Origin of the sequence: Pedobacter faecalis (assembly GCF_030182585.1) — a bacterium.
In the GTDB taxonomy this organism is placed as follows: Bacteria; Bacteroidota; Bacteroidia; order Sphingobacteriales; family Sphingobacteriaceae; genus Pedobacter; species Pedobacter faecalis.
Map to the genome: position 1 here is coordinate 1,022,684 of NZ_JARXOW010000001.1, position 15,032 is coordinate 1,037,715.

A 15,032-nucleotide genomic window follows, 5' to 3' on the forward strand; every position below is an offset into this window, starting at 1 on the left:
CTTTGCCCCCAACATGAGCGATAACAGGTACAACCAACGCGGCGTTTCTGCCTCAAAAGAAGATGTGCACCAAGCCATCAAGAACATCGACAAAGGCATTTTCCCTCAGGCATTCTGCAAGATCATTCCGGATATCCTGGGAAACGACGAGGCTTTCTGCAACATAATGCATGCAGACGGCGCGGGTACAAAATCTTCCCTGGCCTATGCGTACTGGAAGAAAACAGGCGACATGTCTGTCTGGAAAGGAATCGCACAGGACGCTATCATCATGAACATCGACGATCTGATCTGTGTTGGAGCCACTGAAAATATCCTACTGTCGTCTACAATAGGTCGCAATAAAAATCTGATTCCGGGGGAGGTGATTGCGGCCATCATTAACGGCACAGAAGAAATTTTAGCCGAACTACGGGAGCAGGGCATTTCGATCTACTCTACCGGTGGCGAAACTGCCGATGTGGGTGACCTGGTACGCACCATTATCGTTGACTCTACCGTGACCTGCAGAATGGAACGCAGTAAAGTGATCAGCAACGATAAAATTGCCGCAGGAAATGTCATTGTGGGATTGGCGTCTTATGGTCAGGCTTCCTATGAAAGTACCTATAACGGCGGAATGGGCTCGAACGGCTTGACTTCAGCACGGCACGACGTTTTTGATAAATCTGTTGCAAACGCATTTCCTGAAACCTATGACCCTGCTGTACCTTACGATCTGGTATTTTCCGGAGGAAAGAAACTGACGGATGAGATTGAGATCTCTGAGGGACTGAGTGTTACAGCCGGTAAATTAGTGCTGTCGCCAACAAGAACTTATGCACCGGTGATCCAAAAGGTACTGGAGCGCTTCAGGTCACAGATCAACGGAATTGTCCACTGCAGCGGAGGGGCGCAGACTAAGGTACTTCATTTCATCAACAACAATATTCATGTCATAAAAGACAACCTTTTCCCGGTTCCACCACTGTTTAAACTGATCCATGAGCAGTCGGGCACCGACTGGAAAGAAATGTACAAGGTTTTCAACATGGGTCACCGCATGGAGCTTTACGTACCCGAAGCCATCGCTGCCGAGATTATCGATATTGCCAAGTCTTTCCAGATTGATGCACAGATCATCGGCCGTGTGGAGCGCTCAGAACAGAAACAGGTTACCATCCGTTCAGCATACGGCGAGTTTGTCTACAACTAACTTTTTCTAGGCACTAAGGTATACAGCTTTCCAGGTTTTGTAGGCAAGTCGTACAGCCAGGTCTTCTTTAGCGCTGCGGATTTAAGCTTCGCTTCGTCTGAAATTCGCGGATTTGGCACTTCATCTACCCGGAAAAACGGATTATGATTCTGCCCCTTCGCGGCTTCAAGTACGCCGGAAGTTATTTGCATTTCATTTGGAATCCGAATCCGGCAGTTGCCCCCATTTAGAGACCTGATAACAACCTTTTCAACTTCACCACGTTGCCATTCCAAACGGACGATTTCAAATCCGCCCCTTGCGCGCAAGCCGCTCACTTCGCCTTCCTGCCATACGTCGGGCAGTGCCGGAAGCAGATGAATATATTCATCATAGCTTTGCATGAGCAGCTCGGCAATACCAGCGGTACATCCAAAATTCCCATCGATCTGGAATGGTGGATGAGCATCAAACAGGTTCGGATAGGTACCACCCGATTCGGACCGGTTGGTCGCCGGGCTAAGTTGATCAGTCAGCAGTTTATAAGCATGGTTGCCGTCCAGGAAACGCGCCCAAAGGTTAACCTTCCAGCCCATCGACCATCCGGTTGATACATCGCCTCTGAAGATCAGCGAGGTCCGTGCTGCATCGAACAGCTCAGGGGTTCGATATGGCGATATCAATCCGGCCGGGTAAACACCAAACAAATGCGACACATGCCTGTGCTTATCGCGGGGGTCGTCCCAATCCTGAAGCCACTCCTGCAACTGGCCATGCCTGCCAATTTGCATCGGTGGCAGGCGATCTCTCAGCTTTTTCAACTGCGTGGTAAATGCTTTGTCTTTTCCCAGTACGTCAGCAGCCCTTATCACATTAGAAAAAAGCTCGAAGACGATCTGGTTGTCCATGGATGTCCCCGCAGCAATAGATTTCCCCTGGGCTGCTCCAGACGCGTTTTCAGGTGAAATGGATGGAGAAACAACCAACCACTTGTTTACGGGCTCTTCCACCAAGACATCGGCGAAAAACTCTGCCGAGCCGCGCATCGTCTCATAAACAGAGGCCAGATACCGTTTGTCTCCGCTATAAAGATATTTGTCCCAAAGATGCCGGCTTAGCCAGGCACCACCCATGGGCCAGAGCCCCCAGAATGTGCCGTCGACCATGCCCGTAATGCGCCAAAGATCTGTGTTATGATGGGTAACCCAGCCGCCTCCACCGTACATTTCCCTGGCGGTTTGCCGGCCGGTGACGGCGAGTTCCTTGACCATCTCTATCAGTGGCTCGTGCATCTCCGTAAGATTGGTCGGCTCAGCAGGCCAGTAATTCATTTCCGTGTTAATATTTATCGTATACTTACTGCCCCATGGCGGGTTCACCTTGTCGTTCCATATGCCTTGCAGATTGGCGGGCTGACCGCCCGGGCGGGAACAGGAAATCAGCAGGTACCTCCCAAACTGGAAATAGAGCGCCGCCAGATCAGGATCATTTCCATTGGCAAAATGCTTTATGCGCAGGTCGGTAGGCATCTTTGCCGCATCGGTTACCCCCAGATGGAGCGATACCCGGTCGAAATATTTTTGGTAAGCTTGCAGATGCGCGCTCAACAGGGCGTTATAACTTTTTCCTGAGGAGAGCCCCAGATAATCTGCCGCTCTTTTGTCTTGATCGCCACTCAGGTCTTTATAACTGTTAAAGTTGGTACCGATGGAGATGAAGAGCAAAACGCTGTTGGCATTATCAACGCGTACAGCGCCGTCCGACACCGACACCGTACCACCCTTGGCTTTCACCTGGGTTATCGCCGAAAACTTAACCGATCCCTTAACACCGTCCTTATCGCCGGAAATGCCCGACAGCACCAGTTCATTTGAACCGCGAACGGCAACAGTAGATTTATGGGGACTTCTCATCGAGGCCGTAAAAGTGAGTTTACCTACTTTGCTCGCTGTGAGTCGTACAACGATCAGTTCACCCGGTATTGAAGCAAAAAACGTTCTGGTATAAGTCACCCCACCCACGGTGTACCTAACGGTGCTGACTGCCTGCTTCAAATCCAATTCACGGTAATAATTGGTAAAGACATCATGCCCCGGAAAACGAAGCAGAAGATCACCCACGGGCTGGTAATTCATACCGTTTACCGGCGAGGAAAAGTTGGCCGAAGCAAGCTTATCGGCCTCCGCATATTTACCCTCAAAAATCAACCGCCTCACGTCAGGCAGCACAGCCAGGGCATTCGGGTTGTCGTTGCGGTTGGGGCCGCCCGACCATACCGTCGCTTCGTTTAGCTTGATGATTTCCATTTCAGGATTACCATAAACCATCCCTGCAATACGCCCGTTTCCTATGGGCAAGGCAGCTTCCCACACATTCCCTGATGGTTTATCATACCAAAGCTTCATTTCTGCGGTCTGACCAAAGGCCGGGACGGACAAGACCCACACAAAAAATAATATCAGACGTGGCACGGCAGTTTAGATATACCTGTTGATCAAATTCTCCAGATATTCCTGTCTGCCGCTTATCACGGCTGGTTCACCATGCTCAATAGCGTAATCGCGCAACTGTTCTAAGGTTAACGACCCCTCCTCGAAAGCCTTACCTGCTCCTGTGTCGAATGATGCATAGCGATCCGCCCTTATCTTCCTGTATTCGGAGATTTCAAGGATATTATCCGCAATCAGCAGCGCCCTTGCGAAAATATCCATGCCGCCAATGTGCGCATAGAAAAGGTCAGCAGGATCCGTCGAATTCCTCCTGATCTTCGCATCGAAGTTTATACCCCCTCCTTTTAACCCCCCATTATCCAGAATGATCAGCATCGCCTCCACCAGCTCATTAATATTGTTCGGAAACTGATCCGTATCCCATCCGTTCTGGTAGTCGCCGCGATTGGCATCGATAGAGCCCAGCAATCCCGCATCGGCAGCTGCCTGAAGCTCATGCTGAAAGGTATGCCCGGCTAAGGTGGCGTGGTTGACCTCAATGTTAAGCTTGAAGTCGTCCATAAGGTCGAACTTCTGAAGAAAACCCAACACAGTAGCTACATCGTAATCATATTGGTGCTTGGTCGGCTCGCAAGGCTTAGGTTCAATAAAAAAATTGCCTTTGAAACCATTTTTGCGTGCGTAGTCTTTGGCTGCATGCAGGAACCTGGCGAAATGCTCCTGCTCACGTTTCATATCCGTATTCAGCAAGGTCATATAACCCTCTCGACCACCCCAAAACACATAATTCTCGCCGCCAAGCGCGATGGTTGCATCCAGCGCTGCCTTCACTTGTGCGGCAGCATGTGTAAGTACATGAAAATCGGGATTCGTCGACGCCCCGTTCATATACCTGATGTGCGAGAAGAGATTGGCCGTTCCCCAAAGCAGCTTAACGCCCGTCTCCGTTTGTTTCTCCTTAGCGTGGTCTACCAGGATTTGCAGTCGCCTGTCGTTTTCCCTGATATCGTTTCCGTAATCTACCAGGTCAACATCGTGAAAACAGTAATACGGCAGGTTCATCTTGCTTAAAAACTCGAAAGCCGCATCCATTTTTTCGCGCGCCCGGTCCACTGCGTCCGATTTCTTGTCCCATGCATGTAAATGTGTAGGCGCACCAAAAGGATCTGCCCCATTGCCGCAGAACGAATGCCAGTACGCCCCCGCAAAACGCAAATGCTCTTTTAACGTTTTGCCAGCCACCAACTGATCTGGATTATAGTATCTGAAAGCAAGCGGATTTTTGCTGTCGGGTCCTTCGTATTTAATCTGGCCGATGCCCTGGAAATATTCGTTTGAATGAGTTGCTGACATATTTTTGCGATTTAATAGGTTGAATAAATTCAGGATGTTATACAACTGGTAAGTAATTCCTTCCAGTCCTGGTAGTGGTCTTCTAAGTTTTCTGTAGGTGCTATGGTGGCAATCTTTGCTCTTCGAGTGAACAGATCGTTTGCAGAGCTGTAGGTACCGATGCCAATCCCAGCACCTACTGCTGCTCCGTAGCTGCCATCGCCGCTGTGAAGTTCTACCGGTACGCGCGTCGCGTTCACAAACGATTGTGCGAAAACCCTGCTTAAAAACAGGTTGCTGTATCCGGCGCGTATCACCACAGGCTGCACACCGTTTTCTTTCAAAATATCTAAACCATAACGGAATGAAAAAGCTATGCCTTCCTGTACCGCGCGGAAAATATGCGCCCGGGAGTGAATATTTAAGTCAATATTCCTGAGCTGCGCACCAGGAAGCCGGTTGTTCAGCATGCGTTCCGCGCCATTTCCAAAGGGCAGCACCCGAACGCCATCGCTGCCCGCGCATACTGCCGATGCCGCTTCATTTATCGCTTCATAACTTAAGGCATGCCCGGTAAGGTCCCTAATCCACCTGTTCATACTGCCGGCACCGTTTATGCAAAGCAGCACGCCCAGCCTGGGCTTGTCGGCGTTATGATTCACGTGCGCGAAGGTGTTTACGCGCGACTGCTGATCGGCCATCATACGGTCGGTAACGCCGTAGATAACTCCAGACGTACCGGCCGTTGCGGCCACGTCGCCAGGTTCGGTTACATTGAGCGACAATGCATTATTAAGCTGATCTCCGGCTTTATAAGCTAAAGGAATCCCTGCCTTCAAACCAAGCTTTTCAGCGATGGACTTGCTTAGTCCGCCATGCGGCCCGAACAGCGGTCGTATTTCCGGAATGAGCTCCTCCTCAAAACCAAAATACTTAAATACGTCGGCCGACAACCGGTGCTCTTTAAAATCCCAGAATACGCCCTCCGACAGTGCGGACACGGTAGTGGTCGCCTCTCCGGTAAACTTGTAGGCGATATAATCGCCCGGCAGCATGATCTTCCACACCTGCCTGTAAATATCTGGCTCCTTGTCCCGAACCCAGGCAAGCTTGGAAGCCGTAAAGTTTCCCGGCGAATTAAGCAGGCTGGACAGCACATTTTCCTTACCTATGGCCTGCATAGCCTTCTCCCCAATCTCCACGGCGCGACTATCGCACCATATAATGCTGTTCCGCAAACTTCTGCCTTGCTTGTCTACCACCACCAAACCATGCATCTGGTAGGCAATCCCGATCGCAGAAATATCCTGCGGATCATATTTTCCTTCCTGGTTACAACGTAAAATAGCATGCTGTACGTGCGACCACCACATATCCGGATCCTGCTCGGCCCAGCCTTTCTGCGGTGTAAGAATGGGCGATTCGCTTTCGGGATACTGTGTCGACGCCAAAACATCCCCCGTTCCGGAGTCGACCACCGAAACTTTTATAGAAGACGTACCTACATCAACACCGAGTAGCAGCATGTTTTCAGTATTTATTTAACGCCCCATTTTTTATTCGGTAGCGGACCCATTTCGAGTTCAATTGTGCCACCGTTAACCAGTTGCTCATGTGTAAACCATGGTGTATCCAAGGTCTTTCCGTTCAGCTTTGCACTTTGAATGTATTTATTACGATCTGAAGATTTATTGGCGATCAGCTGAAACTTCTTACCGTTTGGCAAATTAATCGCAACCTTTTCAAATATCGGGCTTCCAATGGTGTAAACCGGTGTTCCCGGGGTAACCGGATAGAACCCCATAGCAGAGAACACTACGAATGCCGACATCCCTCCGCCATCTTCATCGCCCGGAATCCCAAAAACATTGTCTTTAAACCAAGTATCCAGCAGGAACCTGATACGCTTCTGCGTTTTCCAGGGTGATGAAGTATAATTATACAAATACGGAATATGGAAACTTGGCTCGTTACCCATAGAAAACTGTCCGACGATACCCGTAAAATCCGGAAACTTAGCCCACAGCTCGTACTTACTTCTTCCGAGCGATTCGCGGAACAACTGGTCAAGCTTATTCTCGAAACTGTTCACACTGCCAAAGAGATCGATTAAACCCTTCACATCGTGCTGCACCTGCCACAAGTAAGTCCAGCCGTTATTTTCATCATAGTATTCTCGGCCACCCATGCCGCCATCAAACTTCGGATCGATGGGAATCCAGTTTCCGTTTTTATCCTTCGGCAAAAACATCTGTGTCTTGCTGTCCCACAAGTTCTTATAAAAATTAGACCTGGCGGTAAACTTCGCGTAGTCAGACGTTTTACCCAGCTCCTGCGCCATTTGCGCCAGGGCCCAGTCATCGTAACTATGCCCCAATGTTATGGCTACCGCCTGGCGCTTCTCAAATCCATGCACGCGCGGATTGGTTTCCTTTTCCCCTTCCTTTAGTGCAGGGAAGAAACCATTGTCATAATAGAAATCTTCCAGCTCCGTTTTCGGCCCGTTTTTCCAGGGAAGCATGGTGGCTTGTGTGGCATTCTTATGCATGCCTTCATAGGCAGTCTGTACATCATAATTCCGAATACCTTTTCTGTAGCCATCTAAAAACGATATGGTGGAGTGGAAACCGTTCATACAAGGGTTATCGCCCCAAAGCAAAGGAAATGTGGGTACCCATCCGCTCTGCTGATACATCAGGACGTAAGAGTTTAACATATCGCCCTCCTGCTCCGGATCAAGGATCGTGCGTAAGGGGTGATGCGCCAGGTAACTGTCCCACACCCAGTCATCCACAAAAAACGGACGATTGGTTTGATGTACCTGCTTATCATAACCGCTGTAATACTGGCCATCCTCGGTAATGTCTACCATGCGCTCATAGCAACGGTAAAGGGCTGTATAAAAAGAACGCTTCTGCGCGTCGGTACCGCCGGTTACGGGAATCTGGTTGATCACTTTAGCCCATGCCGCTTCGGCCTTTTTGGCCTGCTGATCAAAGCTGACCGAACTAAGCTCATTCGCATAGTTCTTTTTGGCCTGCTCCGGGCTTATAAATGAAAGGGCATATCTGAACTCAATGGTTTTTGGTGCAGAACTGTTAAAGCTGAGCAACATTTTATTGCCTTCCTTTTTCCCTTCTGCGGCGGCGTTAAATACACCGTACATATATACTTTGACGCCCGACCAGGTTTCCATGCCGGTAAGTTCTTTATCGGAGACAAGGGTGTAGCTGCTTTCGCCGCTATTATACCGGTCAAAAATTACCGCCTTTGTAGCTGTCGACGGAAACTCGAACTTAAATATCCCCGCTTTCTTGCCTGGTGCAAACTCTACTTTAATATCATCCTCTACCAGATAGGCGGCATAATACCATGGGCGGTTCACCTCCAGGTCGTGGTCGTACGTCATACGCTTCAATCCTGTAGTTGCCAGAGCGGGCCTGATCGCGAAAACCTGGCCGTTTCGGTGCGACACGACCGTAAGCGGAAAGCTGCTGATCTGATCGTCCATATAATCCGCCCGCTGAGGTGTCATACGTATCACCTGGTTAGGCAACTGGACTGTTGGCCGTGTTGGTTCCAGTATTGCACCAACATTCCCAATTCTCGGGTCTACATATTTAAGATTACCTTCGCCCGGGTAAGGATTGGTTTGTGCAGAAGCCGTGATGGCAACCGAACTGATCTGCGCAATAAACAACGCTGAACAAGCCAGCCTTGCCCATTTCGAGGCTTTAGCATTAAAAGAATTAATCATAAAAAATATCTGTCAATTTTGGTTTCCTAGCTAAGATATAAAACTTCGGCTACAAAACCCTATAAAATCAGATCAGCAGTATTTGTTGGCCCGAAACCAGTCGAGCGCCCTCTTAACTGCAACCTCCACAGGCGTATAGCTAAGATTAAGCACACGTTCCGACTTCTTACCAGAATAATAATTGTATAAACACAACATATAAGCTGCCGAATAGTCCAGCTTCAGTTGCCTGCCCGTGAGTTTACCGATCAACGAACCTGCAACACCTAACGACATCAGTATAAATTTTGGAATCGCTATCAAAACCGGACGCTGACCAGACGTGGCATTAAGCAGCCTGAAGAACTCGCGGTATGTTAAATTGTGACCAGCCATAAGATAGCACTCACCAACCTTGCCGGTTTCAATGGCATTCGCTATGCCTCTGGCTACATCCTGAATATAGACGAAGTTCTTCCCCCCGGGCGGATGCATCACGATGCGCTTGTTGATACCGTGCAACAGTAACTGACCAGAGCTGGGTTTAGTATCATATTCACCTATCATAAAAGTTGGATTGATCACTACCGCCGGCAATTGCCTGCGTTCCACCTGTTCCAGCACATACTGCTGCGATATGTATTTGGTGCTGACATAGCCCGACCGGATATGGGTTAATCTGAATGAATACAGTTCGTTGGCGGGCTTATTGCGTGTACCGGGGCCGATGGTATTGGCCGTACTGATATGGATTAATTTTTGAACCCCATGCTTGAGGCATGCCTCTACCACGTTCACCGTGCCTTGGATATTCGCCTGCTCATAGACCGCATAACTCACCCCCCATTGCTGGGTCACCGAAGCGGTATGGACGACAAAGTCGCAACCTTCCACGGCAGCGATCACCTCTTCCTCATTCGCGATATCACCGTAAAAGATCTCGGCAGAGAGGTCAGATAAAGCACGCATGTCGGCCGAGCGGCGAACCATAAGCCGTACGGTGTAACCGCGACCCTGCAGTTCCCGGGCAGCATTTGCCCCTAAAAAACCGTTAGCCCCAGTAACCAGAACCCGTCCACGATCAGCCGTCATTTATTAACCACCATTTCTTTTTTGACCGCTTTTGAGACAATTTTCAGCTTGGTACCGGTTGGCAATACGCGCATCAACCCGTAATTAAACCTGTTCCATATTCCCGGAATAATCACAGCACGGCCTGCGAGCGTCTTTTTGAGTGCGATCTGAACAATCCGGGCCGTGGGCATCAAACCAAGCCTACCCTGCGTACTCTGACTCACGATCCGCGCAGATACAGATGAGTTGGTCATGATAGGCCCCGGATATACCACACTTACCGAAACGCCGGTGCCTGCGAGTTCTTCCCTCAACCCCAGCGAAAAAGAAGAAATAAAGGCCTTGCTGGCCGGGTAAACCGTCTTATAAGCGATTGGCGTGAAAGCCGCCATGCTCGAAATATTTAGCACATAACTCCTTTCCTGTTTCAACAATACCGGAAGCAGGCCCTGGGTAATTAACACCATACTCCGGATATTCACCTGCATAATGCGGTCAATCGTTTCGCTGGAGCTCTGCGTAATTGCCGCAGTACCGCCAATACCCGCGTTATTAATAATGAAATTTACCTCATAAAGATCTCGGATCAGGTTAATGTGTTCCTGCAGCAGGATGCTGTCTGTAAGATCAAACTCATAAACCTGGATGTCGACACCATACTCAAGCCTTAGTTCGTGCGCAAGGGAATCAGTATTACTGTTGGGCAGCGCAATCATGATCAGGTTCATTTTCCGCTCAGCACACTGCATACAAAATTCCCGACCGAGTCCGGAACTGGCGCCTGTGATCAGGGTGTATTTAACGGCCTTCATCGTTGTCTGGTTTTGGTTCACCGCTAATATAAATATTTATCGGCAGCGAAGTACAGTTCTTTTTCAGCTCGTGGCCTACTATTGTAAAAGAAAAGGCTAACCTGGGTTAAATCAACATTTTTATTAATTTTGAACCGTATTAAACTTGAAATTCCATTATTTAAAGATATGAACTACGATGTAATTGTAATAGGTAGCGGTCCCGGCGGATATGTGGCTGCCATAAGAGCCTCCCAGCTTGGTTTAAAAACAGCCATAATAGAGCGCGAGTCGCTGGGCGGAATATGTCTTAACTGGGGATGTATACCAACCAAGGCGCTCCTTAAGAGTGCACAGGTTTTTGAATATATCAATCATGCTTCTGAATATGGGATCAAAACTGCCGGGGCGGAAGCAGATTTCGCTGCAGTAGTTAAGCGCAGCCGCGGCGTCGCCGAAGGCATGAGCAAAGGTGTTCAGTTTCTGATGAAAAAGAACAAGATCGAAGTGATCATGGGCACCGCTAAGGTAAAGCCGGGCAACAAGGTCGATGTGAAAGCAGCCGATGGAAGCCAAAAGGAATACAGCGCAAGCCATATCATACTTGCCACAGGTGGCAGATCCAGGGAATTGCCTAACCTTAAGCAGGATGGTAAAAAAGTAATTGGATACCGCCAGGCCATGGTGCTTCCGGAGCAACCGAAATCTATGGTGGTGGTAGGATCTGGGGCTATCGGTGTTGAGTTTGCGTATTTCTATGCCACCATGGGCACCAAGGTTACCATCGTAGAATTTATGGACAATGTTGTTCCTGTAGAAGATGAAGATGTATCAAAGCAATTGCTTCGCAGCTTCAAGAAAGCAGGCATCGAGATCATGACTTCGTCAAGTGTCGAGTCTGTTGACACGAGCGGACAAGGATGTAAGGTTCAGGTCAAAACCGCTTCTGGAATGCAGACCATCGAGTGCGACATCGTGCTTTCGGCAGCTGGCGTAGTCGCCAACATTGAAAACATCGGCCTGGAAGAGACGGGTATCAAAACCGAGAAAGGCAAAGTGGTGGTAGACGAGTACTACAATACTTCGGTAAAAGGTTATTACGCCATTGGCGATATTGTAGGCGGACAGGCACTTGCCCACGTTGCATCAGCAGAAGGTATTATCTGTGTGGAGAAAATTGCAGGTCACAAACCGGAACCGCTGGATTACAACAACATCCCCGGATGTACTTACTGCAGCCCGGAAATAGCTTCTGTAGGTTATACAGAAAAAGCAGCTAAAGCGGCAGGATATGAGCTTAAGATCGGTAAGTTTCCTTTCTCTGCATCCGGAAAAGCAAGCGCAGCTGGCGCCAAAGACGGCTTTGTGAAACTTATTTTCGACGCTAAATACGGCGAATTGCTTGGCGCGCACATGATCGGTGCTAACGTTACCGAGATGATCGCCGAAATCGTTGTTGCCCGCAAGCTGGAAACAACCGGCCATGAAATGATCAAAGCAGTGCATCCGCATCCAACCATGAGCGAAGCGATTATGGAGGCCGCGGCCGATGCATATGGTGAGGTGATCCATTTGTAGGATGAACCTGCATACGATAGAGACAGGATTTTTTAAATTGGATGGCGGTGCGATGTTTGGCGTTGTACCGAAATCCATCTGGCAGCGCAGTAACCCGGCAGATGATAACAACATGTGCACCTGGGCAATGCGCTGCCTGCTTATTGAAGATGGCGAGAGACTGATCCTGGTCGATACAGGGATCGGAAACAAACAGGACGAGAAGTTTATAAGCCATTATTTCCTTCATGGCGAAGATACACTGGACCGTTCCCTGGCTGCAAAAGGCTTTCATAGAGACGATATCACAGATGTGTTCCTCACGCATCTCCATTTTGATCACTGCGGCGGCGCCGTAGTCCGCAATGGCGACCAACTCCTCCCCGCTTTCAAAAACGCCACATACTGGAGTAACGGAAAACACTGGAACTGGGCAGTTCATCCAAATGCCAGAGAAAAAGCCTCATTCCTCACAGAGAACATCCTTCCAATACAGGAGAGCGGACAACTGCAGTTTATTGATGAGCATAATGGGATTAAGTTCCATGAGGGCGTAAGCGTACGGTTCGCCTATGGCCACACAGAAGCTATGATGCTGCCCCAAATACAATACAAGAATAAAACAATTGTCTACATGGCAGATCTTTTGCCATCTGTAGGACATATTCCCCTTCCGTATGTCATGTCTTATGATATGTTCCCTCTTCGAACGCTTACAGAAAAAAAATCATTTTTGGAGGAAGCCGCGAGCCAGGAATATATCCTGTATCTTGAACATGACCCTGTGAATGAATGCTGTACGGTGATGCAGACAGAAAAAGGCATCAGACTACAGCATGCATTTCCGCTCAGTAGTCTTTAAACAACTTTTCAGAGACATGTCATAACTGCCTCAAAGCGCTTTCTTGGAATAATTTTTGCTGTCTAAAGATAGTATAAATAACAGACGTAAAGTGTAACGTTTTCAGTAATTTATGTATTAGTGACATAAATTCCTTACTTTTGCACGTTTCCGACAATATAACGAGTACCAAAACATAAATGAGACAACTCAAGATCACGCAATCGATTACCAATCGCGAAAGTCAGTCGCTCGACAAATACCTTCATGAGATTGGTAAGGTAGATTTAATTACAGCAGAAGAAGAAGTCATACTAGCAAGAAAGATACGGGAGGGCGACCAGGCCGCTTTAGAACGCTTAACAAAAACAAACTTACGCTTCGTAGTTTCGGTAGCGAAACAATATCAGAACCAGGGACTTACCCTTGGCGACTTAATAAATGAAGGAAACCTGGGATTAATTAAAGCAGCAAAGCGCTTCGATGAGACCAAAGGTTTTAAGTTCATTTCTTACGCCGTATGGTGGATACGTCAATCCATCCTTCAGGCCATCGCAGAACAAAGCCGTATCGTTCGTTTACCGCTAAACCAGGTGGGTTCGTTAAGCAAGATCAGCAAAGCCTTTTCAAAGCTGGAGCAGGAGTATGAGCGCGAGCCATCCCCGGAAGAATTGGCAGACATTCTTGAGACAACGGTAGACAAGATATCTGACACCTTGAGTAACTCAGGCCGGCACGTATCCATGGATGCGCCTTTTGTGCAGGGCGAGGAGAATACCTTACTCGACGTGTTGGAAAACCACGAACCAAACACAGACAGCAGCCTGATCAATGAATCGCTTTCAGAAGAAATAAAGCGTTCATTGTCTACACTTACAGAGCGCGAAAGAGAAATCATTGTGTTGTTCTTTGGTTTAAGCACCAACCACCCCCTTTCACTTGAAGAGATTGGCGAGAAGTTTAACCTGACCAGGGAACGTGTTCGTCAGATTAAAGACAAAGCATTACAACGTCTGCGTCACACTTCACGCAGTAAAATATTGAAATCTTACTTAGGTTAAGTATTTATCATACCTTTTTAGATAGAAAAAGATTGAGCTTCCCTCAATCTTTTTCTATTTTGTACTAAATTCCAAAAATATGAAGTCCTTTTTGCTCCTTCCCCTTTCCGTGATCCTAAGCTGCAGTACGGTAAAAAACCCCGATACCCAATCGACCAGCCAGTTGTTAAAAGATGTAGAAGTACTTTCATCAGATCGTTATGAAGGGCGAAAGACAGGAACAAAGGGGGCCGAAATGGCGAGGACATACATTGCCGACCGCTTTAAGGAGCTTGGGGTTAAATCCTACGCACAAAATTACGCACATCCCTTTACCTTCCAGAACCAGGGTCAGGCAGCGCAGAACGGTATAAATGTTCTTGGTTATATCCCTGGGAAAACCGATAACGTCATTGTGATATCCGCACATTACGACCATATAGGCGTTATCAATGGTGAGATATATAATGGTGCCGACGACAATGCTTCAGGGGTGGCTGCGCTACTGGAATTCGCAGCATATTACACAAAGAACCAGCCTGTTCACACGCTAATTTTCGCAGCCTTTGATGCGGAAGAGGTCGGCCTGCAAGGCGCAAAGGCCTTTGTAGCCAAACCGCCGGTAAGTCTTGATAAAATTGTATTGAACGTCAACATGGATATGATCAGTCACAATGACAAGGCTGAACTCTATGTATGCGGCACCTTCAAGTATCCTGAGCTAAAGAAGTATATTATAACCAGCAGCCCTGACATTAAAGTCATCCCGGGCCATGACGATCCTAAACTTGGACATGACGACTGGACCAACCAGAGTGATCACGGTGCTTTCAACGCTAAAAACATTCCATTCCTGTATTTTGGCGTTGAGGATCATAAAGACTACCACAAAGAAAGTGATGAATTCAAAAACATCAACCAAAGTTTCTTTACGAACGCTGCAAATTCGATCCGTGAGATCATCAGCAATATAGACCAGGACCGTGATGCCCAGAAGCGATTTAAAGAAAAGCTAAAGATGAAATGATAGCGTAAAA

Annotated in this window: 11 protein-coding genes; 5 read left to right on the top strand and 6 right to left on the bottom strand. The window is 48.1% G+C overall.

All coding sequences use genetic code 11. The annotated features are described in order from the left end of the window. Positions 1-13 precede the first annotated feature (13 nt). A complete protein-coding gene (locus tag QEP07_RS04540) occupies positions 14-1,195 on the top strand; it encodes an AIR synthase related protein (RefSeq protein WP_285008742.1) in 1,182 nt (393 codons plus the stop codon). Here the strand turns inward: QEP07_RS04540 and QEP07_RS04545 are convergent. The 6 genes from QEP07_RS04545 to QEP07_RS04570 form a co-directional block, all read right to left on the bottom strand. After that, entirely contained in the window at positions 1,192-3,645 is a 2,454-nt protein-coding gene (locus tag QEP07_RS04545) for a glycoside hydrolase family 95 protein (RefSeq protein ID WP_285008744.1), read from the bottom strand. The genes QEP07_RS04540 and QEP07_RS04545 overlap by 4 nt on opposite strands. A 6-nt stretch (positions 3,646-3,651) precedes the next feature. After that, complete coding sequence (gene xylA, locus QEP07_RS04550; RefSeq protein ID WP_285008746.1) at positions 3,652-4,977, bottom strand: xylose isomerase; 1,326 nt, start codon at positions 4,975-4,977, stop codon at positions 3,652-3,654. Positions 4,978-5,006: 29 nt separating this feature from the next. After that, complete coding sequence (locus tag QEP07_RS04555; protein WP_285008748.1) at positions 5,007-6,482, bottom strand: xylulokinase; 1,476 nt, start codon at positions 6,480-6,482, stop codon at positions 5,007-5,009. A gap of 11 nt (positions 6,483-6,493) precedes the next feature. After that, positions 6,494-8,713: a GH92 family glycosyl hydrolase gene (locus tag QEP07_RS04560; RefSeq protein ID WP_285008750.1), complete on the bottom strand. Its 2,220-nt coding sequence runs from the start codon at positions 8,711-8,713 to the stop codon at positions 6,494-6,496. Positions 8,714-8,785: 72 nt separating this feature from the next. Further along, positions 8,786-9,784 carry an NAD-dependent epimerase/dehydratase family protein gene (locus tag QEP07_RS04565; RefSeq protein ID WP_285008752.1) on the bottom strand — a complete coding sequence of 333 codons (999 nt, stop codon included), beginning with the start codon at positions 9,782-9,784 and terminating at the stop codon, positions 8,786-8,788. Continuing rightward, a complete protein-coding gene (locus QEP07_RS04570) occupies positions 9,781-10,578 on the bottom strand; it encodes an SDR family NAD(P)-dependent oxidoreductase (protein ID WP_285008753.1) in 798 nt (265 codons plus the stop codon). Before QEP07_RS04570 ends, QEP07_RS04565 begins: the two co-directional genes overlap by 4 nt. 168 nt (positions 10,579-10,746) lie before the next feature. Here QEP07_RS04570 and lpdA point away from each other — a divergent pair, with 168 nt between their 5' ends. The 4 genes from lpdA to QEP07_RS04590 all read left to right on the top strand — a co-directional run bounded on the left by lpdA (position 10,747) and on the right by QEP07_RS04590 (position 15,022). Then, entirely contained in the window at positions 10,747-12,135 is a 1,389-nt protein-coding gene (gene lpdA, locus QEP07_RS04575; protein WP_285008755.1) for a dihydrolipoyl dehydrogenase, read from the top strand. Between the two features lies 1 nt (position 12,136). After that, positions 12,137-12,976: an MBL fold metallo-hydrolase gene (locus tag QEP07_RS04580; protein ID WP_285008757.1), complete on the top strand. Its 840-nt coding sequence runs from the start codon at positions 12,137-12,139 to the stop codon at positions 12,974-12,976. A 179-nt stretch (positions 12,977-13,155) separates the two neighbouring features. Further along, positions 13,156-14,016, top strand: a complete 861-nt coding sequence (locus QEP07_RS04585) for a sigma-70 family RNA polymerase sigma factor (protein WP_008242129.1) — start codon at positions 13,156-13,158, stop codon at positions 14,014-14,016. A gap of 79 nt (positions 14,017-14,095) precedes the next feature. Continuing rightward, on the top strand, positions 14,096-15,022 hold the full coding sequence (locus tag QEP07_RS04590) for a M28 family peptidase (RefSeq protein WP_285008758.1): 927 nt from the start codon (positions 14,096-14,098) through the stop codon (positions 15,020-15,022). The last annotated feature ends 10 nt before the right edge of the window (positions 15,023-15,032 follow it).